The organism is Segatella copri (assembly GCF_019249765.2).
Classification (GTDB): domain Bacteria; phylum Bacteroidota; class Bacteroidia; order Bacteroidales; family Bacteroidaceae; genus Prevotella; species Prevotella copri_K.
Map to the genome: position 1 here is coordinate 3518810 of NZ_CP152484.1, position 23666 is coordinate 3542475.

27 protein-coding genes are annotated in these 23666 nt (G+C 43.9%); 23 read left to right on the plus strand and 4 right to left on the minus strand.

The annotated features are described in order from the left end of the window. The first annotated feature begins 4 nt into the window (after window positions 1-4). From rplF to KUA46_RS14970, 14 genes are all read left to right on the plus strand, one after another. A complete protein-coding gene (gene rplF / locus KUA46_RS14905) occupies window positions 5-577 on the plus strand; it encodes a 50S ribosomal protein L6 (protein WP_022122150.1) in 573 nt (190 codons plus the stop codon). An 18-nt stretch (window positions 578-595) separates the two neighbouring features. Further along, window positions 596-940, plus strand: a complete 345-nt coding sequence (rplR, locus tag KUA46_RS14910; protein ID WP_022122151.1) for a 50S ribosomal protein L18 — start codon at window positions 596-598, stop codon at window positions 938-940. Window positions 941-946: 6 nt separating this feature from the next. Then, window positions 947-1459, plus strand: coding sequence for a 30S ribosomal protein S5 (gene rpsE, locus KUA46_RS14915; RefSeq protein ID WP_006848819.1), 513 nt, complete (start codon window positions 947-949; stop codon window positions 1457-1459). 16 nt (window positions 1460-1475) lie between these two features. Further along, a complete protein-coding gene (rpmD, locus tag KUA46_RS14920; RefSeq protein WP_218487293.1) occupies window positions 1476-1652 on the plus strand; it encodes a 50S ribosomal protein L30 in 177 nt (58 codons plus the stop codon). 26 nt (window positions 1653-1678) lie between these two features. Continuing rightward, window positions 1679-2125, plus strand: coding sequence for a 50S ribosomal protein L15 (gene rplO / locus KUA46_RS14925; RefSeq protein ID WP_218487294.1), 447 nt, complete (start codon window positions 1679-1681; stop codon window positions 2123-2125). Window positions 2126-2129: 4 nt separating this feature from the next. Then, complete coding sequence (gene secY, locus KUA46_RS14930) at window positions 2130-3467, plus strand: preprotein translocase subunit SecY (protein ID WP_006848816.1); 1338 nt, start codon at window positions 2130-2132, stop codon at window positions 3465-3467. 289 nt (window positions 3468-3756) lie between these two features. Beyond that, the gene (gene infA, locus KUA46_RS14935) at window positions 3757-3975 is read left to right on the plus strand and encodes a translation initiation factor IF-1 (protein ID WP_006848815.1); all 219 of its coding nucleotides are present in this window, start codon (window positions 3757-3759) and stop codon (window positions 3973-3975) included. 17 nt (window positions 3976-3992) lie between these two features. Further along, window positions 3993-4109, plus strand: coding sequence for a 50S ribosomal protein L36 (gene rpmJ, locus KUA46_RS14940; RefSeq protein WP_006848814.1), 117 nt, complete (start codon window positions 3993-3995; stop codon window positions 4107-4109). A 99-nt stretch (window positions 4110-4208) separates the two neighbouring features. Then, a complete protein-coding gene (rpsM, locus tag KUA46_RS14945; protein ID WP_006848813.1) occupies window positions 4209-4589 on the plus strand; it encodes a 30S ribosomal protein S13 in 381 nt (126 codons plus the stop codon). Between the two features lie 21 nt (window positions 4590-4610). After that, complete coding sequence (rpsK, locus tag KUA46_RS14950; protein WP_022122153.1) at window positions 4611-5000, plus strand: 30S ribosomal protein S11; 390 nt, start codon at window positions 4611-4613, stop codon at window positions 4998-5000. 57 nt (window positions 5001-5057) lie between these two features. Next, a complete protein-coding gene (rpsD, locus tag KUA46_RS14955) occupies window positions 5058-5663 on the plus strand; it encodes a 30S ribosomal protein S4 (RefSeq protein ID WP_006848811.1) in 606 nt (201 codons plus the stop codon). 12 nt (window positions 5664-5675) lie between these two features. Next, a complete protein-coding gene (locus KUA46_RS14960; RefSeq protein WP_118064547.1) occupies window positions 5676-6671 on the plus strand; it encodes a DNA-directed RNA polymerase subunit alpha in 996 nt (331 codons plus the stop codon). Between the two features lie 31 nt (window positions 6672-6702). Beyond that, entirely contained in the window at window positions 6703-7197 is a 495-nt protein-coding gene (gene rplQ / locus KUA46_RS14965) for a 50S ribosomal protein L17 (protein WP_022122155.1), read from the plus strand. Between the two features lie 175 nt (window positions 7198-7372). After that, window positions 7373-8197, plus strand: coding sequence for a glycine zipper family protein (locus tag KUA46_RS14970; protein WP_218487295.1), 825 nt, complete (start codon window positions 7373-7375; stop codon window positions 8195-8197). 79 nt (window positions 8198-8276) lie between these two features. On the opposite strand, the gene KUA46_RS14975 is transcribed toward KUA46_RS14970, so the two are convergent. Further along, complete coding sequence (locus KUA46_RS14975; RefSeq protein ID WP_218487296.1) at window positions 8277-8894, minus strand: septal ring lytic transglycosylase RlpA family protein; 618 nt, start codon at window positions 8892-8894, stop codon at window positions 8277-8279. Window positions 8895-8991: 97 nt separating this feature from the next. Between KUA46_RS14975 and KUA46_RS14980 the strand changes: the two genes are divergently transcribed. From KUA46_RS14980 to KUA46_RS14990, 3 genes are all read left to right on the plus strand, one after another. Continuing rightward, complete coding sequence (locus tag KUA46_RS14980) at window positions 8992-12033, plus strand: PEP/pyruvate-binding domain-containing protein (protein WP_153085995.1); 3042 nt, start codon at window positions 8992-8994, stop codon at window positions 12031-12033. Between the two features lie 279 nt (window positions 12034-12312). Continuing rightward, window positions 12313-13539, plus strand: a complete 1227-nt coding sequence (locus KUA46_RS14985; RefSeq protein ID WP_218487297.1) for a sugar MFS transporter — start codon at window positions 12313-12315, stop codon at window positions 13537-13539. A 262-nt stretch (window positions 13540-13801) separates the two neighbouring features. After that, the gene (locus KUA46_RS14990) at window positions 13802-14815 is read left to right on the plus strand and encodes a class II fructose-bisphosphate aldolase (protein WP_022122161.1); all 1014 of its coding nucleotides are present in this window, start codon (window positions 13802-13804) and stop codon (window positions 14813-14815) included. An 82-nt stretch (window positions 14816-14897) separates the two neighbouring features. Here KUA46_RS14990 and KUA46_RS14995 read toward each other — a convergent pair whose 3' ends face one another. Continuing rightward, window positions 14898-15707: a DUF5106 domain-containing protein gene (locus KUA46_RS14995; RefSeq protein WP_218487298.1), complete on the minus strand. Its 810-nt coding sequence runs from the start codon at window positions 15705-15707 to the stop codon at window positions 14898-14900. Window positions 15708-15980: 273 nt separating this feature from the next. On the opposite strand from KUA46_RS14995, the gene KUA46_RS15000 reads away from it, so the two are divergent. After that, window positions 15981-16742, plus strand: a complete 762-nt coding sequence (locus KUA46_RS15000) for a hypothetical protein (RefSeq protein WP_218487299.1) — start codon at window positions 15981-15983, stop codon at window positions 16740-16742. A 149-nt stretch (window positions 16743-16891) separates the two neighbouring features. On the opposite strand, the gene KUA46_RS15005 is transcribed toward KUA46_RS15000, so the two are convergent. Then, window positions 16892-18178 carry an IS1380 family transposase gene (locus KUA46_RS15005; protein WP_434725798.1) on the minus strand — a complete coding sequence of 429 codons (1287 nt, stop codon included), beginning with the start codon at window positions 18176-18178 and terminating at the stop codon, window positions 16892-16894. A gap of 156 nt (window positions 18179-18334) precedes the next feature. On the opposite strand from KUA46_RS15005, the gene KUA46_RS15010 reads away from it, so the two are divergent. After that, window positions 18335-18586, plus strand: a complete 252-nt coding sequence (locus tag KUA46_RS15010) for a helix-turn-helix transcriptional regulator (protein WP_218487355.1) — start codon at window positions 18335-18337, stop codon at window positions 18584-18586. A gap of 29 nt (window positions 18587-18615) precedes the next feature. Here KUA46_RS15010 and KUA46_RS15015 read toward each other — a convergent pair whose 3' ends face one another. Beyond that, window positions 18616-20130 carry an NAD(P)H-hydrate dehydratase gene (locus tag KUA46_RS15015; RefSeq protein WP_153093132.1) on the minus strand — a complete coding sequence of 505 codons (1515 nt, stop codon included), beginning with the start codon at window positions 20128-20130 and terminating at the stop codon, window positions 18616-18618. A gap of 166 nt (window positions 20131-20296) precedes the next feature. On the opposite strand from KUA46_RS15015, the gene hpt reads away from it, so the two are divergent. From hpt to pgeF, 4 genes are all read left to right on the plus strand, one after another. Next, a complete protein-coding gene (hpt, locus tag KUA46_RS15020; RefSeq protein WP_022122167.1) occupies window positions 20297-20836 on the plus strand; it encodes a hypoxanthine phosphoribosyltransferase in 540 nt (179 codons plus the stop codon). 161 nt (window positions 20837-20997) lie between these two features. Continuing rightward, a complete protein-coding gene (locus KUA46_RS15025; protein ID WP_022122168.1) occupies window positions 20998-21570 on the plus strand; it encodes an adenylate kinase in 573 nt (190 codons plus the stop codon). Between the two features lie 71 nt (window positions 21571-21641). Continuing rightward, complete coding sequence (obgE, locus tag KUA46_RS15030; protein WP_006848787.1) at window positions 21642-22802, plus strand: GTPase ObgE; 1161 nt, start codon at window positions 21642-21644, stop codon at window positions 22800-22802. A gap of 5 nt (window positions 22803-22807) precedes the next feature. Beyond that, window positions 22808-23647 carry a peptidoglycan editing factor PgeF gene (gene pgeF / locus KUA46_RS15035; RefSeq protein ID WP_218487356.1) on the plus strand — a complete coding sequence of 280 codons (840 nt, stop codon included), beginning with the start codon at window positions 22808-22810 and terminating at the stop codon, window positions 23645-23647. Window positions 23648-23666: the final 19 nt, after the last annotated feature.

Here is a 23666-nt window from a genome sequence, read left to right on the forward strand (position 1 = left end):
TTATATGTCTAGAATAGGAAAATTGCCAATTAGTATCCCTGCAGGTGTTACTGTAAATTATGATGAGGCTTCTCATGTTTGCACAGTAAAGGGCCCTAAGGGTGAACTTTCTCAGTGGATTGATCCATCTATCAAGTTTAATAATGCAGATGGTCATATTAGCTTTGAAATCGATGAAAATAGTCCTGTAAATATTAAGCAGAAGCAGGCTTTCCACGGTTTGTATCGCTCTCTCGTTAACAACATGGTTGTTGGTGTAAGCGCTGGTTATACAAAGGTTTTGGAATTGGTAGGTGTTGGTTATCGTGTTTCTAACCAGGGTAATATCATTGAGTTTGCTTTGGGTTACACTCACCCTATTTTCATCCAGTTGCCTAAGGAGATTAAGGTTGAGACTAAGTCTGAAAGAAACCAGAACCCAATCTTGACATTGGAGTCTTGCGACAAGCAGTTGTTGGGACTCGTTTGTGCAAAAATTCGTTCTTTCCGCAAGCCTGAGCCTTATAAAGGTAAGGGTATTCTCTTTAAGGGTGAAGTTATTCGCAGAAAGTCTGGTAAGAGTGCTTCAGCTAAGTAATTTTAATTATTTACGATTATGACAACAAAGAAAGTAGAAAGACGAATTAAGATAAAGTTCCGCATTCGTAAGAGTGTGAACGGTACAGCTGAGCGTCCACGTCTTAGTGTATTCCGCTCTAACAAGCAGATTTACGCTCAGGTTATTAACGATTTGACAGGCACTACACTTGCATCAGCTTCTTCACTCGGTTTGGAGAAGATGCCTAAGCAGGAGCAGGCAACTAAGGTTGGCGAGCTCATTGCTGAGAAGGCTAAGGCTGCTGGCGTTGAGGCAGTAGTTTTCGACCGTAATGGTTACCTTTACCATGGTCGTGTAAAGCAGTTGGCTGAAGGTGCTCGTAATGGTGGTCTTAAATTTTAAACGATTATGGCAATGGATAAAGTAAAAGTAAATAACGAAGAAGTACTTAAGGATCGCTTGGTTGCTATCAACCGTGTAACTAAGGTTACAAAGGGTGGTCGTACTTTCACATTCGCTGCTATCGTCGTTGTAGGTGACGGTAATGGCGTAATCGGCTACGGCCTTGGTAAGGCAGGTGAGGTTACTGCTGCTATCGCAAAGGGTACTGAAGCTGCTAAGAAGAACTTGGTAAAGGTTCCTGTACTCAAGGGTACTGTTCCTCATGAGGTTGAAACTTCATTTGGTGGTGCTAAGGTTCTTATTAAGCCAGCTGCTGCCGGTACTGGTTTGAAGGCCGGTGGTGCTATGCGTGCAGTACTTGAGAGCGTAGGTATCAAGGATGTCATCGCTAAGTCTAAGGGTTCTTCAAATGCCCATAACCTTGTGAAGGCTACTATCGCAGCTCTTGCAGAGATGCGTGATGCTTATACTGTAGCAGGTGAGCGTGGTATCAGTATGGATAAAGTATTTAACGGTTAATTAGGAAAAATCGAATATGGCAACAATTAAAATCAAGCAGATTAAGAGTAAAATCGGTGCTCCAGTAGATCAGAAGCGTACTCTCGCTTGTCTTGGTCTCAACAAGATTTCTCAGGTTGTTGAGGTAGAGGATACTCCTAGCAACCGTGGTATGATCCGTAAGGTTCATCACCTCGTAAGTGTAGTTGATTAATTAATCTTTTTAAATTAGGAACGATTATGAAATTAAATAATTTGAAACCTGCTGCAGGTTCTACCCATTCACGTCGTCGTATTGGTCGTGGTCCAGGTTCTGGTCTCGGTGGTACTTCTACACGTGGTCATAAGGGTGCCAAGGCTCGTTCTGGTTATAAGAGAAAGATTGGTTTCGAAGGTGGTCAGATGCCATTGCAGCGTCGTATTCCAAAGGCTGGTTTTAAGAATATCAACCATAAGGAGTACTTCGCAGTAAACCTTTCAACTCTTCAGGCTCTTGCAGAAGCAAAGAACCTTACTAAAATCGGTATTGAGGAACTTAAGGCTGCTGGCCTCACAAACGGCAAGGAGCTTGTAAAGGTTCTCGGTAACGGTGAACTTAAAGCAAAATTGGAAGTTGAAGCTAATGCTTTCTCAAAGACTGCCGAAGAAGCAATCAAGGCAGTAGGTGGTAACGCAACTATAATCTAAGTAAATGAAAAAGTTTATTGAGACACTAAAGAACTGTTGGAAGATAGAGGATCTCCGTCAGAGACTCCTCATTACTCTTCTGTTTACGGCTATTTACCGTTTTGGCTCGTTTGTGGTACTTCCAGGTATCAATCCGGGCATGTTGGAAAAACTTCAGTCGCAGACCTCTGGCGGTCTTATGTCGCTATTGGACATGTTCTCTGGTGGTGCATTTTCCAATGCATCTATCTTTGCACTCGGAATTATGCCTTATATCTCAGCTTCAATCGTTATGCAGCTTCTTGCTGTTGCTGTACCTTATTTCCAGAAGATGCAGCGCGAGGGCGAGAGCGGCCGCAAAAAAATACAATGGTATACTAGAGTCCTGACTGTGGCCATTTTGGTCTTTCAGGCTCCTAGTTACCTTTTGAATTTGAAAATGCAGGCTGCCAATGCTCTAGCCACAGGTATTAGTTGGACGGTATTCATGATACCGGCAACAATTATCTTGGCTGCAGGTAGTATGTTTATCCTTTGGTTAGGTGAGCGTATCACTGACAAGGGAGTAGGTAATGGTATCTCTCTTATTATTATGATTGGCATTATCGCCCGTTTGCCACAGGCTTTCGTTCAGGAGGTAACTTCTCGTTTGCAGGCAATTTCTGGTGGTGGTCTTATCATGTTCATTGTAGAGATTCTTATCCTTTATGCTGTAGTTTGTGCATCAATTCTTTTGGTGCAAGGTACACGTAAGATTCCTGTTCAGTATGCTAAACGCTTGGTTGGAAATAAGCAATATGGTGGTGCACGTCAGTACATTCCTTTGAAGCTTTTTGCTGCTAACGTAATGCCTATCATCTTTGCACAGGCTTTAATGTTTATTCCATTGGCAATAGTTCGCTATCAGTCTGAAAATGCTAGTAGTGTTGTTCAGCAGTTGATGGATAATCGTAGCTTGCTATATAATGTTGTTTATGTAATCTTGGTTATTGCATTTACTTATTTCTATACAGCTATTACATTGAATCCTACTCAGATGGCTGAGGATATGAAACGTAACAATGGTTTCATTCCTGGCGTAAAACCAGGAAAGGATACAGCTGAGTACATTGATACCGTAATGTCTCGTATTACTTTACCAGGTTCGTTATTTATTGCGTTTATTGCAATCATGCCTGCATTAGCAGGACTTCTCGATGTACAGCAAGCTTTCTCTCAATTCTTTGGAGGTACATCTCTATTGATTTTGGTTGGTGTTGTCATTGACACTTTACAACAAATCGAGAGTCATTTGCTTATGCGCCACTATGATGGTCTTTTGAATTCAGGCCATACGCGTCAGGGTGGTGTTGCTGCATATTAATCTTTTTCTTTTGAAATGAGAAATTTCTGAAGACAGAAGATGAAATTATTCAGAGTGCAGTTTTACTTCATCTTCAAGTAAAGCTGACTTGAATTTACTATATTATGTGAGACGACTCTCCATTTGGATAGGTAATTCCTCATCCACTTGGAGAGCCTTTTCCCGCTAATATGTCATCTAATTATGATTTTTATCTGATAGTGATGGCACAAAGTTGCTCGAAAAGATAAAGCACAATTTTATCTTCATTCGTAGAAGTTTAACATTAAGAAGGACAAATATTTATATTATGGCAAAACAAGCCGCTATTGAGCAAGATGGAACAATTGTAGAAGCATTGTCAAATGCGATGTTCCGAGTAGAATTAGAGAATGGAGTTGACATCACAGCTCATATCTCTGGTAAGATGAGAATGCATTACATCAAGATTTTACCTGGTGATAAGGTAAAGGTGGAGATGAGTCCATATGACCTTACCAAAGGTAGAATTGTTTTTAGATACAAATAATAATCATATATAAGGTTATGAAGACAAGAGCATCATTAAAGAAGCGTTCAGCTGACTGTAAGATCGTTCGTCGTAAAGGTCGTCTGTTCGTTATCAACAAGAAGAACCCTAAGATGAAATTACGTCAGGGTTAATGTTAAAGTATTGTAAAAGTGCCGTTATTTCAAAAAATAGTTGTACTTTTGCACCGCTTTAAACGAAAGGTATTAATTTTTTAATTATTTATTTAAACAATGGCAATAAGAATTGTTGGAGTAGATTTGCCCCAGAATAAGCGTGGCGAAATCGCATTGACCTATATCTACGGTATTGGTCGAAGTAGTTCAGCAAAGATATTGGATAAGGCCGGTGTAAACCGTGACCTGAAGGTTAGCGAGTGGTCTGATGACCAGGCAGCTAAGATCCGTGAAATTATCGGCGCTGAGTTCAAAGTTGAAGGTGATCTCCGTTCAGAGATCCAGATGAACATTAAGCGACTGATGGATATTGGTTGCTATCGTGGAGTTAGACATCGTAATGGTCTTCCAGTTCGCGGTCAGAGCACAAAGAATAATGCTCGTACACGTAAGGGTAAGAAGAAGACTGTTGCTAATAAGAAGAAGGCTACTAAGTAATTCTGAAGGAGGAAATTAATTATGGCAAAGCAAAAAGCAACATCTAAGAAGAGAAATGTACGCGTTGACGCTATCGGTCAGCTTCACGTTCATAGCTCATTCAATAACATTATTGTATCTCTTGCTAACAATGAGGGTCAGATCATTTCTTGGTCTTCTGCTGGTAAGATGGGTTTCCGTGGTTCTAAGAAGAACACTCCTTATGCTGCTCAGATGGCTGCAGAGGATTGTGCAAAGGTCGCTTTTGATCTTGGTCTTCGTAAGGTTAAGGCTTATGTTAAGGGTCCAGGTAATGGTCGTGAGTCTGCTATCCGTGCTATTCACGGTGCAGGTATCGAGGTTACTGAAATCGTTGACGTAACTCCATTACCACACAATGGTTGCCGTCCTCCAAAGCGTCGTCGTGTATAACGCTTGAGGTTAGCATTATTAATTAAGATACAAACAATATAGCATTTATATAATATTATGGCTAGATATATAGGTCCGAAATCTAAAATTGCGCGTCGTTTTGGTGAGCCAATCTTCGGCGCTGACAAAGTTTTGTCCAAGAGAAACTTCCCTCCTGGACAGCATGGCAACAACCGTCGTCGTAAGATGTCTGAGTACGGTGTCATGTTGGCAGAGAAGCAGAAAGCTAAGTACACTTATGGTGTATTAGAGCGTCAGTTCCGTAATATGTTTGATAAGGCTGCTAAGGCTGATGGTATTACTGGTGAGGTTCTTCTTCAGAATCTCGAGTGCCGTCTTGATAACGTTGTATTCCGTCTTGGTATCGCTCCAACACGTGCTGCTGCGCGTCAGTTGGTTGGTCACAAGCACATCGTTGTTGATGGTAAGGTAGTTAATATCCCTTCATTCGCAGTTAAGCCTGGTATGGTTGTTGGTGTTCGTGAGAAGTCTAAGTCTCTCGAGGTTATCGAAGCAGCTCTTGCAGGTTTCAATCATAGCAAGTACCCATGGATTGAGTGGGACGATAATTCAAAGAGCGGTAAGTTCTTGCACAAGCCAGAGCGTGCCGACATTCCAGAGAATATTAAGGAGCAGTTAATCGTTGAGTTGTACTCTAAATAAATCATTACATTAATGGCGATATTAGCATTTCAAAAACCTGATAAAGTAGTAATGTTAGAGGCTGATAACAAGTTCGGAAAGTTTGAATTCCGTCCTTTGGAGCCTGGCTTCGGTGTTACCATTGGTAACGCCTTGCGCCGCATTCTCCTTTCATCATTGGAGGGTTATGCTGTTAACACGATCCGCATTGCGGGTGTTGAGCATGAGTTCTCTTCAGTTCCTGGTGTAAAGGAAGATGTTACTAACATTATCTTGAATCTCAAACAAGTTCGATTCAAGCAAGTAGTAGAAGAATTCGAGAATGAGAAAGTTAGTATCACCGTTGAGAATTCTACAGAATTCAAAGCAGGTGATATCGGTAAGTATCTGACTGGATTTGAAGTGTTAAACCCTGATTTGGTGATTTGTCATTTAGATGCCAAAGCTTCGATGCAGATCGATTTGACTATTAATAAGGGACGCGGTTATGTTCCTGCTGATGAGAATCGTCAATTCTGCACTGACGTTAACGTTCTCCCAATCGATTCCATCTACACCCCTATTCGTAATGTAAAGTACTCTGTAGAACCATATCGTGTTGAGCAAAAGACCGACTATGATAAGCTCGTACTTGAAATTACAACAGATGGTTCCATTAGTCCAAAGGATGCACTGAAAGAGGCAGCGAAGATTCTTATTTATCACTTCATGCTCTTCTCTGATGAGAAGATTACTCTTGAGACTCAGGATCAGGAGAGCAATCAGGAGTTTGATGAAGAGGTTCTTCATATGCGCCAGTTGCTTAAGACTCGTCTCGTAGACATGAATCTTAGTGTTCGTGCCCTCAACTGCTTGAAGGCAGCTGATGTTGAGACTCTTGGTGATTTGGTTCAGTTTAACAAGACTGACCTCTTGAAGTTCCGTAACTTTGGTAAGAAATCGCTCTCAGAGCTTGATGATTTGCTCGAGAGTCTGAATCTGTCTTTTGGAACTGATATTTCAAAGTATAAATTAGACAAGGAATCTTAAAGGTTCGTAGTCCAAAAAGCAAAAACAAAAAATGAGACATAATAAGAAATTCAACCATTTAGGTCGTACTGCTTCTCATCGTAACGCGATGTTGGCTAACATGGCTTCATCACTTATCTTGAGCGAGCACAAAAGAATCACTACGACCCTCGCAAAGGCAAAGGCTCTTAAGAAGTATGTTGAGCCATTGATTACTCGTTCTAAGAACGATACAACAACTTCACGTCGTGTAGTTTTCCGTTATCTTCAGAATAAGTATGCTGTTAAGGCTCTCTTCGGTGAGGTAGCTGAGAAGGTAGCTAACCGTCCAGGTGGTTACACTCGCGTAATCAAGTTGGGTACCCGTCAGGGTGATGCAGCTGAGATTGCTTTCATCGAGCTCGTTGACTTTGATGAGAATATGGCTAAGACTCAGAAGGCTGCTGCTAAGAAGACTCGTCGTAGTCGTAAGGCAACAAAGGCTGAAGAGGCACCTGTAGCTGAGACTGAGGCTCCTGCAACTGAGGAGGCTCCAAAGGCTGAATAATTTTCAATCATCTCAGATAAATTTAGCGTCCTTGTCTTGACAAGGGCGCTTTTTTTGTCTCTAATCAAAACTATTTGCCTTTTTAGGGTTTTTCCTAATCATTATTAGGGATTTTTTTGCTTTTATTCTTTTAGTTCTTTGTATCTTTGCAGCAGAAATTTAAAGCTTAATGAAGATGAAAAAGATTATGCTTTTTGTAGCTTGCTCTTCTTTGCTGTTGAGTAGCTGCGATACTTATACGGGAAGTGGTGCTTATGCTGGTGCCACATTTGGTTCTATTCTTGGTTCTGCTATCGGTGGCTTGTCTGGTGGTCCTAGAGGTTCTGATATGGGTACTATCATTGGCATGGCTGGTGGTGCTGCCGTTGGAGCGGCCATTGGTAGTCAGGCTGACCAGAAATCCCAGCAGCAAAGAGAATCTGTTTATCGAGATAGATCACACCGTGATCATCACTCTTATCAGGATGGAGTTTATCAGCAATCTTCACCTGTTTATTCCAATGACGAAATCTTTGATTCAACTAATTCGGGAGATGATAGGATTTATGATTTCAATGATAGGGATTATACCGGAAGTTACAGTGCTCAGCAGCCTGTTGCCACTATTCCTAGTTCTACACTGGAAGAACTTGGTCAGAATTATGCTTATTCATCCTCTTTGGAAATAATGAATGCTCGTTTTGTTGATTCAAATGAGGACAATACTTTGAATCGGAATGAAACAGCCAAGGTTATTTTTGAAATCCGAAATAACGGAGCTCACACGTTGTATGATGTAGTTCCAACCGTTATTGAGACTACCGGCAATAAGCATATTTTCATATCTCCAAGTGTTCATGTAGAAAGTATTGCTCCTGCCCATGTGATTCGATATACGGCAATGGTCAAGGCTGATAACCGTTTGAAGAATGGTACTGCTTGTTTCTGTGTTTCAGTTATACAAGGCGGTAAGACGATTTCCAAGGTTAATCAGTTTGATATTCCGACAAAATCCAGATAAGATTCCTGGATGATAATGAATTTGTATGATAGTATCTTATTTTAGGATTCTGTTATATATAAAAAGGTAAAGGCGAGAATCAATGATGATTCTCGCCTTTACTTTTTGCTTTATCTGTATTGCGCTTTTTAAAATCAGCCTTGGTCACCTCTTTGCTTTTATGGTGCTCTGTTTTATTTATTACCTTTGAAGTAATTTTATTTGTTTCTTTTTTACTGCTGTGATGATTTTCCTTATTCCTGTCAGTAGTTCCCCACTTGTTTGGAAATTCGTATTCCGTTTCAGCCACTTCGAAATCAATCTTAGGCAATTTTGTGTCTTCTGGCTTGTAAGGAATCGGGTTTTCCACCATTTCAACTTTTACGGTTGCAACACCTTGTGCTATCATACCAATTTCTTTTGCAGCCTTCCATGATAGGTCAATGATTCTGCCTCTTCCAAACGGACCTCTGTCGATGACTTTTACGATAGTACTCTTGCCATTGCTAAGGTTTGTAACCTTGAGGTGCGTTCCGAAGGGATAAAACCGATGTGCACATGTTAAACTGTCATGATGTATTCTCTGGCCGCTTGCAGAACGGGCACCTGTTGCTCTTTTAGAGTAATATGATGCCTTGCCGTGCTGGTGCTTTTGTCCGTAGCATGGAACCAGGCTGAATATAGCCAAGATGGCTGTGATGAAAGATTTTGTGACCATATCTTCTTATTTTATAGCGCAAATATAAAAAAAAATGCTGAAAGATGCAAGTAAATCTCAGAAAATCAGTATCTTTGCACAAACTTTAACTTCATTTATGGAAAATAATATACCTCAGGAGTGGAATAAATTCTACTTGAAAGACGTATCGTTTGTGAATCTGATGATGCGCCGTATCTACAATGTACTGATTGTAGCCAATCCTTACGATGCGTTCATGCTTGAAGATGATGGACGTATCGAAGAGAAGATATATAATGAATATATGGAGCTGGGGCTCCGCTATCCGCCAACCTTTACTCAGGTTTCTACTACCGAAGAGGCTGCTGCTGTGCTGCGTTCTACCGTCATTGATCTGGTGATTTGCATGCCTGGCAATGCTGATAATGATGCCTTCGATGTAGCGCGCGACATCAAGGGTAAGTTTCCTAATATCCATTGTGTAGTTCTTACGCCTTTCTCTCATGGTATTACCAAGCGTATGCAGAATGAAGACTTGAGTATCTTCGATTATGTCTTCTGCTGGCTTGGCAACACCAATCTTATTCTTTCTATCATCAAGCTGATAGAGGATAAGATGAATCTTGAGCATGACATACAGGAAGCAGGCGTGCAGATGATTCTGCTGGTAGAAGATTCTATCCGTTTCTATAGTTCTATATTGCCTAATCTCTATAATTATATATTGGAGCAGAGCAAGAACTTTTCTCAGGAGGCTCTGAACCGGCATGCGGCTACCATGCGTATGCGTGGCCGTCCTAAGGTGGTCTTGGCTCGTACTTACGAGGAAGCCCAGAAACTGTATGATAAGTATTCTGATAACACGTTGGGTGTAATCAGCGATGCACGTTTCCCGTTAAAGAGTGCTGCCAAAGCTTTTGGTAATGAGGTGATGCCTGAAGAGAAGCCTAAGCATCGTACAGATACTTTCGGTCGCGAGAAGTGTCCGGATGCTGGTTTGCAACTCTTCCGTTATATCAGGAAGAACGATCCTTTCGTTCCGCTTATCATAGAAAGTTCTGAAAGTGAGAACCGTGCGAAGGCAGAGGCTGAAGGTTTCCGCTTTGTTGACAAGAACTCGAAGAAGATGAGCGTAGATCTTCGCCGTCTGATGGAAGAGCACATGGGCTTTGGCGATTTCATATTCCGTGATCCTAAGACTCATGAGGAGATTATGCGCATTCATAGTTTGAAGGAATTGCAGGATAACATCTTCAATATTCCTAACGATTCCATGCTTTATCATATCAGCCGCAACCATATGAGCCGTTGGCTTTGTGCTCGTGCCATCTTCCCTGTATCAGCTTTCCTGAAGCATGTTACCTGGGAGAAATTGCAGGATGTAGATGCTCACCGACAGATTATCTTCGATGCCATCGTGCAGTATCGTCACATGAAAAACATCGGTGTAGTGGCTGTTTTCGACCGCATGAAGTTTGACAAGTATGCCCACTTTGCCCGTATCGGAGAAGGCTCCCTGGGCGGAAAGGGTAGAGGTCTTGCATTCCTGGACAACATCATCAAGCGCCATCCTGAGTTCAACCAGTATGAGAATGCCACCGTGCAGATTCCGAAGACCGTGGTGCTCTGTACCGATATCTTCGACGAGTTCATGATGAGCAACAATCTCTATCCGATAGCTTTGAGTGATGCTAGCGACGATGAGATTCTGAAGCACTTCCTGCATGCCCAGCTGCCCGATTCGCTGATAGCCGACTTCTTCACCTTCTTTGAGGCAACCAGAAGTCCTATCGCCATCCGATCCAGTTCGCTTCTTGAGGATGCCCACTATCAGCCGTTTGCCGGTATTTATTCTACCTATATGATTCCGTATCTGGAGGATAAGTATCAGATGCTGCAGATGCTCGCCTGTGCCATCAAGGGTGTCTATGCTTCTGTGTTTTATCGCGACTCGAAGGCTTACATGACCGCAACGAGCAATGTCATCGATCAGGAAAAAATGGCTGTTATCTTGCAGCAGGTTGTGGGCAAAGACTATGGTACAAGGTTTTATCCTACCATGAGTGGTGTGCTCCGTTCGCTCAATTATTATCCGATAGGTGATGAAGAGGCTGAAGAGGGTATAGCCAGTCTTGCCTTGGGCTTGGGTAAATATATCGTAGATGGAGGTCAGACCCTTCGTGTTTGTCCTTACCATCCGAATCAGGTGCTCCAGACATCGGAAACTGAGCTGGCTCTGCGCGACACCCAGACCCAGTTCTATGCGCTGGATATGAAGCATGTGGGCAATGATTTCAAGGTAGACGATGGCTTTAATATTCTCAAACTTCGGGTGAAGGATGCCGTAGAAGACCAGAGTCTTACCTATATCGCATCTACTTTTGATCCATACGATCAGGTCATCAATGATGGAGTCTATGAGAATGGCCGCAAACTGATAACCTTCTCAAGTGTGCTCCAGCATGGAGTGGTGCCTTTGCCAGAGATACTGCAGATGTCGATGAAGTATGGAGCAGGGGCTATGCGCAGACCTGTGGAGATAGAGTTTGCCTGCAATATCAATAATGACAGGACTTGCGAATTCTATCTTCTTCAGATTCGTCCTATCGTTGATGCCAAGGAGATGCTTGATGAAGATGTGAAGGCTATCCCTGATTCCGACTGCCTGTTGCGTTCGCACAATTCGCTGGGTCATGGAATCAGCGAAGATGTGGTTGATGTGGTTTATGTGAAGTATGATGACCACTTCTCTGCGATGAATAATTTTTATGTAGCCGATGATATAGAACGAATCAACCGTAAGTTCCTTGCTGACGGCAAGAACTATGTGCTGATAGGTCCTGGCCGTTGGGGCTCCAGCGACCATTATCTGGGTGTACCTGTAAAGTGGCCGCATATCAGCGCAGCCCGGGTTATCGTAGAGGTGGCTCTGAAGAATTACAATATCGATCCTAGTCAGGGTACTCACTTCTTCCAGAACCTCACCTCTTTTGGCGTGGGATACTTTACAGTAGATACAAATACCGGTGAAGGCGGCTTTGTAAATAAGGAAATCCTGGATGCCATGCCGGCTGTAGAGGAGACGCAATATGTCCGTCATGTGCGCTTTGAGCACCCGATGAGAATTCTGATGGATGGTAAAAAGCAGGAAGGAGCCGTCTTGATTCCGAAGGAATGACGGGAAGAGTTGTCTCTGAATAGACATCAGAAACGTTCTATTTCTAGTTAAAGATGTATTTACAGTAGAATAAAATCTTCGTTCATCGACGTTGAATGTCCGTTCAGCGACGTTGAACCGCCGTTCAAAGACGTTGAACCGCCGTTCAGCGTCGATGAACGGAGATTTCATCTGATAGTAAAGACAATTATATTTGATATAAACAACAAATAATCCTGGGAAAGTTTGGAATTTCCATCGGAAAGCCTTACCTTTGTTCCCAGCTAAAATGAATGCCTTATGAATATGTTAACAGAACAACAGACAGAAACAAATCAGACAAGCGACAGGAAATATCTTGTCCCGTTCATTCTCATTACGTCGCTCTTCTTTTTGTGGGGCTTCGCTCGTGCCATTCTGGATGTGCTCAACAAGCACTTCCAGAATGCTCTGCACATCAGTATTACTCATTCCGCCCTTATTCAGGTTACCACCTATCTGGGTTATTTCCTGATGGCAATACCTGCTGGCTTTTTTATCAACCGGTATGGTTATCGCCGTGGAGTAGTCTTCGGTCTGCTCCTCTTTGGTATTGGCGCCTTGCTCTTTATCCCGGGTGCTGCGGTGGGCAGTTTCTCAGCATTCCTGCTCTGCCTTTTCATTATCGGGTGCGGTTTGGTGTTCCTGGAAACAGCCGCCAATCCCTATGTTACCGAACTGGGTGCCAAGGAAACAGCTACCAGCCGACTGAACTTATCGCAGTCGTTTAATGGATTGGGTGGCATTTTCGCCACACTTTGCATCGGTCAGTTCCTCTTCAACCAGACCGAAGAGGGCGGCAATGTGGTGGTGCCTTATACCATTCTGGGTATTCTGGTTTTGGTGATAGCTCTGGTCTTCTCACGTGTAGATTTACCGGAAATCAGTCATGTGGCTACAGCAGAAGATGAGGCAGCCGGTTCTAATATCAGCAAACTCTTTTCCCATCACAAGATGTTCGTGTTTGGACTTCTGGCTTTGCTGAGCTATGAAGTGGCAGAGATTTCAATCAATTCCTACTTCATCAATTTCGTTACGGGCATGAAATGGATGGACGACCGCACGGCTTCCGTAGCCCTGACTTGTGCGCTGGCATTCTTTATGGTAGGCAGATTTCTCGGTTCCTGGATTATGCGCCGAATCAAGGCAACAACGATGTTGCTGATCTGCGCTGTGGGGTGTGTTGTCTGTATACTTTTAGTCCTGTCAAATCTGGGTAAGCTATCGCTGGTAGCCCTGCTTTGCAACTATATGTTCGAGGCCATCATGTTCCCTACCATCTTCAGTATCGCCCTCACGGGTTTGGGCAATCTTACCAAGACAGCCTCTTCGCTTCTGATGATGACGCCAATAGGAGGTTGCGGTTTCCTGTTGATGGGACTCATCGCCGACCGTACTCATTTCACGCTTCCTTTCCTGGTACCGCTCGTAGGATTTGTCATCGTTCTGGCTTATGCGGCTCGTGAATATAAACTTACCAAGAAGTAACTGGCGGTTGGGCAGAAAGATGTAAATATAAAGATGTTAAATTGCTAACTGCGTTTAGCAAAAGCTTTGTGTTTTGTAGGGTATTGGTGCGGAATTAACTTTTTTAACTCGATTGCAACACGAAAAATCGAATTATCATTTTGTTGTCTCAAAAGAAAAAGGTAAATTTGCACTCGGTAAGGAAAGAGCCTCATAAGTTCTACACCTTATTATATATAAGAAAAAAAAGAATGTTTCATTAAACAATAAATTAAGTAAAATTATGGCAGTAGATTACAAGAAAATCGGTCTTGTGAACACTAAGGACATGTTCGCAAGAGCTATCAAGGGCGGTTGGGCCGTTCCTGCTTTCAACTTCAATAACTTGGAGCAGCTCCAGGCTATCATCCAGGCTTCTTCAAACTTGAAGTCACCAGTTATCCTTCAGGTATCTAAGGGTGCTCGTAAGTATGCTAACCCTACATTGCTCCGCTACTTGGCAGAGGGTGCTGTAGAGTATGCAAAGGAGTTGGGTTGCAACCATCCTGAGATCGTTCTTCACCTCGATCACGGTGATAGCTTCGAGACATGTAAGAGCTGTGTAGATTTCGGCTTCTCTTCTGTAATGATCGACGGTTCTGCACTTCCATACGAGGAGAACATTGCATTGACAAAGAAGGTTGTTGATTACGCTCATCAGTTCGGTGTAACTGTAGAAGGTGAGCTCGGTGTCCTCGCTGGTGTTGAGGATGACGTAGTAGCTGAGGAGTCTCACTATACAAAGCCTGAGGAGGTTGTAGATTTCGCTACACGTACAGGTGTTGATTCATTGGCTATCTCTATCGGTACTTCTCACGGTGCTTACAAGTTCAAGCCAGAGCAGTGCACACGTGACCCTAAGACTGGTCACCTCGTTCCTCCTCCATTGGCATTCGACGTATTGGCAGCAGTTGAGGAGCAGCTTCCTGGTTTCCCTATCGTTCTCCACGGTTCTTCTTCAGTTCCTCAGGAGTATGTTGATATCATCAACAAGTTCGGTGGCAAGTTGCCAGATGCAGTTGGTATCCCAGAGGAGCAGTTGACTAAGGCTTCTGAGAGCGCTGTTTGCAAGATCAACATCGACTCTGACTCTCGTCTTGCTTTCACAGCAGGTGTTCGTGAGACATTGGCTCTTCACCCAGAGTACTTCGACCCACGTCAGTACTGCGGTAAGGCTCGTGAGTACATGGTTGACCTCTATAGCCACAAGATCAAGGATGTTCTTCATTCTGACAATAAGTTGGCTAACCTCGACTAATCTTCGAGATTTTACAACACAAGATATGAGCGGGAATCCGAAAGGGTTCCCGCTTTTGTTTTATCTTTTTTTCGCGATTATACTATCTGTTGTTTTCATTTCCCCTTAGCGTTTCCATGAGCTGTTCAGGTGTACAGTCTTTTAATATCACCTTATTCTCTTTATCCAACAGGTAAATGGTTGGCATGGCTTTGAGCCCGTAAATCGTGCTCAAGCGGTTATCTGCTACGATGCGGAGCAGACTGAAGCCGGCTGGTATTGTCTGTTTGTCGAGCCATGCAGATATCTTGTGGCAGTTCTCGCAGTCAGGATCGTAGAAATATAAGATAACCTTCTTTTCCCGGTAATCGCTCAACTGATGAGGCTTGCCGTCTTCCAGCATAAAACTGATATTGGTAGCCTGTGTGCCAGGCAAGTTCTTTCTTGCCTGTTTCAGTTTAAATCCTATTCTTTCTTTCTCGGTTACATCGAAGTATGGCGATTTAGCCATGTCTTCCAGAAATAGGGCATATACCCTGTCGTTGCGCATGGGCGACTCAGGGTTCTCATAATAATGCTCGATGAGGCTTTCAAACTTCTCCTTAGATGGCTTCTGCTGGTAAGCTTTGGCTGTAAAGGCTGTAATCCCCTTCTGGGCTATTTCCTGGTCGAAACGTGCCAGAATGTCGATGAAGTTGACAAAACCTTGTTCTGCCATCTCCTTGTTTGCCAGTTCCAGGGTGTCGGAAAAGTTGAAGTTGTCCCAATAGTGCTCGCTCAGGTATGCAGCACGTTGCTCTACGCTGCGCAGACTGTCTGGCAGAGCAGGGTATGGGAAACTGTTCTGAGCCTTGGTTGGGGCTAAGGCTCCAGCCAGCATGAAGAAACTGAGGAATATGAATCTTGCCATCATCTTTATATTGGAATTAATGATATTACTAACGGGTGCAAAATTACAAAATTAAATTGAAAGTCGCAAGGTTTTTTATATAAAAATAGTACGCTGATTTATGCTTAAAATCGTTAAAATTGTACGATTTTCTGATAATAGAACAAGGATTTCTGATATTATTTGTAATTTTGCAGCTGGAATCAATAAATCCCTAAAAAAATGGCAATTTCCAAGAAAAAGAGCCGTTTGACTTACGAAAGCATAAGCAAGATTTAAGAAAATAACCAAAACGAAATGAAACTGAAGAATGACATTGTAAACCTGATTGTGAGGGTAGAGCATCATTTATGCCCACAATATTGTGGCGTGGTAGACCGCCGACGCGTTATCGCCTTTCTACTTCTGACGATAAGCGAGCTGATTATCATACCTTATCATATTATGCTCTTTCTGCTGGTGAAAGAACCTTATGGTTTAAGCCTCTGTGGCTTGCATACATTCGTGTTCTGTATCCTGCAGTTCCTGATTTGGAAACGGAAGATAGCTTTCGTGAAGGGTATCTCTTCTCTTTACCTTCTGATGTTCGCCAAACTGGCTCTTGATAGCGTATTTTGCATCAATTTCGGTTTTGCTAATGATGATTTGAGCGTTATCTGCAACCTGTTTGTCGTCTTTATCCTGGCTATTACAGCGTTGAGCCAAACCTTGTATAAGACTTGCATCATCATCACGGTAGGTATGATACCGATGTTGCTGATATACCTGTTCAGCACTCCGCTTATGCCAGCTCTGTTCAGTCTGAAGACTGTTTTCCTGGGTTTCATGATGCTGGTTTATGTGGCAGTATATAATATGAGTATTGTAACCAAGGGGTTGCGCCAGCCGAAACGGATGGCTCGGGTTGAAAACAAGGCGTTGAATATGCTTGCCGATTTGAAGGATAATGAACCGGAAGCAGCAGAAAGCCTGATGAAGCGTCTGACTCCTGATGTCCGGCAGAAGATTATTACCCATGCTTCTGAACATCTGTATAATCCTCAAATCCGCAACCTATAGGGTTTCGTGGGAATTTACTTGTAAAACGACAAAAATTCTTTTATTGTACATATTCCTTGGGCATAACAGAAACGTCGTAAACACAAAATTCCCTTACCCCATAAAGCGACTTGAGGTAATACGCCGGTTTAACCAGAAAAGCATGGCCTTTAACCAAAGTCTGTCTTGAACAGGTTGGCATAAGCATAGTTGTCTGAATAAATGTTCAATACATGCCTACGTGACGTCTTAATCCATTTTGCAGGAACAGAGATGAACTTGAACACAAAGGTCTTGATTCTGCTGGTGGCACGCAATCCAAATTCATGGGTTTTCAATCTCTGCATAATAGCTTTGTAGAAGTTTCTGATGAAAGCTGTCATAAGCAGGAATACAGTATTCTGTGCCATGAACGATTTTGGCAACCGATTCCAGCCAAAGCCATTGTTCATGTCATCGAAGATGCGTTCCTTGCCACCACGAAGATTGTAGAATTCCACAATGTCTCTTGCACTCGACTTGTAATCGTTAGTCAGTATACATCTGTAGGTATATTCGCCTTCCCAAATGTCAAGGTCTCCCTCTATTCGCCTTTGTCTCTGTATGACAAGACGATACGGTTTTCCTTTCCATTTCTCAACAAGGATGGAATTCAGCTCAAATTCAATACCGTTGATTTCAACAGTTTTCCATCCAGTCAAGGCAAACATGGAATCGTAGAAGGAAGAGCATCTGTTGGCACGAATATAAAAATGCCTGCAATGGGCCTCTACCATATCTACGATTTCCTCCGAGCATGAGCCGCAATCCATGCGGGCACGGGATATATATACTTCTGATGCCTCCAGTCGCTTGAAGATTCTTTCCAAAGTCTCTCTTTGGTTGAAGCGCACGTTTGTGTTGCCGTCTCTATTTTCAATACCGACAATCATGTCGTTAATGACTGCCACACCTGGACTATAGCCCAGGAACTTCTTGTAGGTTGGTTTTGCATCATGCTTCTCTGTTTCAATGAACTGATGGTCAAAGTCAAAATCATACTCTTGACCGGATTTCAATTGACCAGTAGCAAGCAGGGCTTTGATCAATAAGCAGTTCATCTTGTCTGCAGTATTGAAATCATAGGAGTTGCCAGAAGCAGATTTATAGGTGATGTTCTTACAAGTCAGTTCTTCGATAGCACGCAATATGGTGTCTGCGCTGCAAGTGCGAAGAGTTGGATGAAGAGACAAATGTTTCATCAAGTGAGTTGTAACATCCTCAATACATGAGCCGCCACAAAGATATACGCACATCAGAGAGCGTAGAATTTCGCTATATTGATAACCAAACATAGTGCATCTCAATCCCAAGGTGGAATCTATGGTTTGAGCTAAAAGAGCATCAAATTGCTCCATAATAGAAAAAATTCCTCCAAAAGGAGTGAGTTTCTCAGATTTTATTTGTACTTTTGCCATGTCATTCAGAGTTTTATTTGTTTTTTATTTGCAACACTAAGATAAGTGAAATTTCTGACATGGCAAAATCCTGAGCAACTTTTTGTTGCTCAGGTGCTTATAAAAAATATTAAATTATAGTGTTGCGGAATTAAGGATAATGAAGAATTGAATAGAGTGGCATGGGATCAGGTTTGTGATGGGCTTACGTTCAGCGAAAAGGAAATATGCAAGCTGATTCTTCAGGGGCATACTTTAAAGGAAATTTGTGCAGAACTCAATAAGAGTGAATCAAATATCACCAGCCAGCGTTGCCATATCCGCAAAAAGTTGAATATGGACCGTCGCGACGATTTGAGGCGAACCTTGGAAGTAAGGTTCTATGATGCGCAGAAACAAGTAAAAAAGTCAGAAGCCGAGAACTCCTGACTTTTATGGATATTCTTATTTCTTGATCATTATTCTTCCAATCTGAGAAATGCTTTCGGAAGATACTGTATAATGTCGCTGGCGATGAGGCTCTCTTTACCCAGATCTTTGGCTGCAAGATCGCCAGCCAGACCATGAAGATGCATACCCAGGCTACAGGCATCTTCCTGTTTGTATCCTCTAGCCAGAAGACCGGTGATGATGCCTGTCAGTACATCACCGCTGCCTGCTGTAGCCATACCGCTGTTGCCCGTACTGCAGAAGTCTATCTTTCCGTCAGGGTGGCAGAGTGCAGAATAATGTCCCTTTAAAATAATGTATGCCTGGAGGCGTTCAGCCAGTTCGCTTGCCTTCATCAGTCTTTCGGTACAGCTGCTGCTCGCATTGCCGGCAAGCCGGTCGAACTCCTTCGGATGAGGTGTCATGATGATATTCTTTGGCAACTGCTGCATCCACGCCCTGTGGCTGGAAAGAATATTGAGCGCATCGGCATCAATGACGAGCGGACAGGTAGCACGGCGCAGTTGGGCGATGAGGGCGATGGCTGTTGTCTCGTTCTGTCCCAATCCGGGACCTACGCCCAGCGCATCGAACATCTCTGTATCTACCGGTTCGCTGAATATGGTTTCTTCAGCATCCATCTGCAGTACCGCTTCAGGTACCGAAATCTGCATGATTTCATAATTCCGCTTTGGGGTATGGGCTGTTACCTTGCCCGCACCGGTTCTCAGACAAGCCTTGGTGGCTAATACCGAAGCACCGCTCATGCCGTAACTTCCCGCTATGAGCAGCGCATTACCCATGCTGCCTTTATGAGCAAAGTCGCTGCGCGATTTCAGGAGCGGACGGATGTCGTTCTCTTCGAGTATGCGGCACCGGCACTCCGTATTTTGGATGAATTCCTGGGAAAGTCGGATGTCGAGAACGCGCAGTCTGCCTAGGTACTGCTGGTTATCCGCCATCAGCATCGACAGTTTCTTCTGCTGTAGGGTAAGGGTCAGACTGGCACGGATGATGTTGGCATGAATATTATAGGAATTGTCCTCGGTCATCAGTCCCGAAGGGATATCGATGCTTACTACCTTGGCAGGACTCTGGTTGATATATTTCACCATCGCGGCGAATCCGCCAGCCAATGGTTTGTTGAGTCCGCTTCCAAAGAGTCCGTCCACCACCAGCGTTTCTGCATTGAGCTTAGGAGGGTCCAGGTTGGTGGTAATCTCAGTAAATTTCACTCTCTTTGCATCCAGCAGACGTTTCTTGTTGGCAAGACAGTCTGCCGACAGTTTATTCTGTACATTAAAGAGGTATACACTTACATCATATCCATCCTCGCTGAGCATTCTCGCCACAGCAAGTGCATCGCCGCCGTTATTTCCCGGACCGGCGAAAACAACTACTGGAGTGCGGTTAGACCATTCCTCTTCTATGGCGCGTGTCAGCGCTTTGGCTGCACGTTCCATCAGGTTGAGCGAACTGATAGGTTCGTGCTCAATGGTGTATTTATCCAACTCATGAATCTGAGCGCTTGTGAAAATCTTCATATTATCTGATAATCTTAGTATTATCTGCGCGAACTGTCGTGATAATTTGTCAACTCATGCAGATAAACGGTTATTTTCATGCAAAAGTACAAAAAATAGTTGATGAAAGCACGAAGTTTCATGTTTTTTTCGTAATTTTGCAGAAAATATTATTATAGAACAGACTATGAGCATAGTAAAGATCAAGGATAAGAGCTTCAAGACATCGATTCCTGAGGCTGAGATTCTGAAGAAAGTACAGGTCGTAGCAGACCGTCTGAACAAGGATTATGCAGGCAAGAAACCTGTCTTCCTGGCAGTATTGAACGGCGCATTTATCTTTGCAGCCGACTTGATGCGAATGATTACCGTGCCAAGCGAGATTTCATTCGTGAAGTATGCTTCTTACGAGGGTACCTCCTCTACGGGCAGCATGAAGACCCTGATGGGTTTGAACCAGGATTTGGCAGGCCGCCACGTGGTTATCGTAGAGGACATCGTAGATTCCGGTTTCACCATGGCTCACATGATTGAAGACCTGAAGAAGATGAACCCAGCCAGCGTTGAGGTTTGTTCCCTCCTCGTGAAACCAGGCAACTTGAAGGTTGATCTTGATATCAACTATGCTGTTATGGAAATCCCTAACGATTTCATCGTAGGATATGGATTGGATTATGACCAAGAAGGCAGAAACCTCCGCGACATCTACACCATTGTAGAAGAATAGGGGGACATAAAATGGATGCATTATTTTTCTTAGGCGTTGTAACAGTTCTCTTTGGAATTGTTTTTGCAGTTCTTTTGTCTCCAAAGGGGCAGAAGTGGGTTAATAAATATAGTTAAGTTTCTGACACAACATAAATATTTTATATATATATTAAGGTAAAAATGAAAAATATCGTAATTTTCGGCGCTCCAGGTGCAGGTAAAGGCACACAGAGCGACAAGATGATCGAGAAGTATGGTCTCGGTCACATTTCTACAGGTGATGTACTTCGTAACGAAATCAAGAACGGTACAGAACTTGGTAAGACAGCTAAGGGTTATATCGACAATGGTCAGTTGATTCCAGACGAGTTGATGATTGACATCCTCGCAAGTGTATACGATAGCTTCGGTAAGGATCACGCTGGTGTAATCTTCGACGGTTTCCCACGTACCACTCCACAGGCTGAGGCTCTGAAGAAGATGCTTTCTGAGCGTGGTCATAAGATTGCTGCGATGATTGAGTTGGCTGTTCCTGAGGATGAGCTGATGGCTCGCCTGATTAACCGCGGTAAGGAAAGCGGCCGTTCTGATGATAATGAGGAGACTATCAAGAAGCGTCTCAATGTTTATCATACACAGACTGCTCCGCTCATCGACTGGTATGAGAAGGAAGGCATTCATCACCACATCGAGGGCCTCGGTACTGTAGATGAGATCTTCGCTCGTGTTTGCAATGTAATCGACAACTTGTAATCAAGATAAAGAATCTTCCCCGCTATGGTGGGGAAGATTTATTCATTAAATAAATAAAAAGAAAAGAATAAATGGCTGAATCCAATTTCGTAGACTACGTAAAGATACAATGCCGCTCTGGTAAGGGTGGCAAGGGCTCCATGCACCTGCGCCACGTAAAGTACCAGCCTAACGGCGGTCCTGACGGTGGCGACGGCGGACGTGGAGGAAGCATCTATCTCCGCGGCAACCATAACTACTGGACGTTGCTGCACCTCAAGTATCAGCGCCACTTCTTTGCCGAGCATGGTGGAAATGGTGGCCGTGATAAGTGTCATGGAACCGATGGCAAGGATATTTATATCGATGTGCCTTGCGGTACCGTGGTTTATAATGCCGAAACAGGCAAGTTTGTATGCGATGTGGCTTATGACGGGCAGGAAGTTCTGCTCCTCAAGGGCGGTCGTGGCGGATTGGGAAACTTCCAGTTCCGTACCTCTACCAACCAGGCTCCTCGCTATGCACAGCCGGGCGAACCTATGCAGGAGATGACCATCATCATGGAGCTCAAGCTCCTTGCCGATGTAGGTCTGGTAGGTTTCCCTAATGCCGGTAAGTCAACTTTGCTGAGTGCCGTATCAAGTGCCCGTCCTAAGATTGCAAACTATCCGTTTACTACGCTCGAACCATCGCTGGGTATCGTAGATTATCGCGATCACCAGAGTTTTGTCATGGCTGATATTCCTGGCATCATCGAGGGCGCGAGCGAAGGAAAAGGTTTGGGCTTGCGATTCCTCCGCCATATTGAGCGTAACTCTCTGCTGCTCTTCATGGTTCCGGGCGATACTGACGACATCAAGAAAGAATATGAAGTATTGCTGGGCGAACTGAAGAACTTCAATCCGGAGATGCTCGACAAGCATCGCGTGCTGGCTATCACCAAGTGCGATCTGCTCGACGAAGAACTGATTGAAATGCTCAAGGAAACCTTGCCTACCGATCTTCCGGTGGTCTTCATCTCGTCTGTTACCGGACAGGGTATCCAGGAACTGAAGGACGTGCTCTGGAAGGAACTCAATTCAGAGAGCAACAAGCTTCAGGAGATTACTGCCGAAGATACGCTTGTTCACCGTGACAAGGATATGTCTCGCTTCCAGCAGGAACTGGCTGCAGAGGGCGAGGATGTAGTAGAATATATTGATGAGGATGAAATCGAGGATGTTGACGACCTCGATGATTTCGAATACGAGTAAATGTTATGATCAAAGAATATCAGGTAGCCGCTGGCGTCATGGCTTTCTCTACTACCCGCAAGGGAGGAGTAAGCCAGGGCAACTATGGCGAATTTAATATCAATGAGTTTTGCGGTGACAATGCAGAACATGTGGCTGAAAACCGCAAGCGTCTTGCCACAGAGTTGGGTATTGATACAGCCCATATCATCATGCCCCATCAGGTGCATGGAGTAGAGGTGCGCAATATTGCCGGTGAGTTTCTCACCATGCCTGAGAATATCCGCAAGATGGTGCTCGAAGGTGTAGATGCCGTGATGACTGACCAGAAAGGTGTATGTATCGGTGTTTCTACTGCCGATTGCATCCCTGTGCTTCTTTATGATGAGGAGCATCATGCTGTGGCTGCCATCCATGCCGGCTGGCGTGGTACGCTGGCCCGCATCGTGCATAAAACCATTCAGGAGATGGCGTTTACCTATCATACCGACCCGAATAAGTTGAAGGCGGTGATAGGTCCGGGCATTTCGCTCGACCATTTCGAGGTGGGCGATGAAGTTTACGAGGCGTTCGAGCAGGCAGCTTTCCCTATGGAAGAGATTGCCGAACAGCGTCCTAATGCCGCCTTCTCGGTTGATCCTGCTGAGCGTGAGCGCCTGGCTGCTGAGGGTAATATCGTGCAGCCGCTGAAATGGCATCTCAATCTTCCGCTCTGCAACAGACAGATACTTCTGCATTGTGGAGTGGCCGAAGAGAATATCCAGGATTGTGGCATCTGTACCTTTGCCCACAGCGATGAGTACTTCTCTGCCAGAAAGCTGGGTACAGAGAGTGGCAGAATCTATACAGGCATCTTGTTGAAGTAAAAGCCTGGTAGCTGGTAAG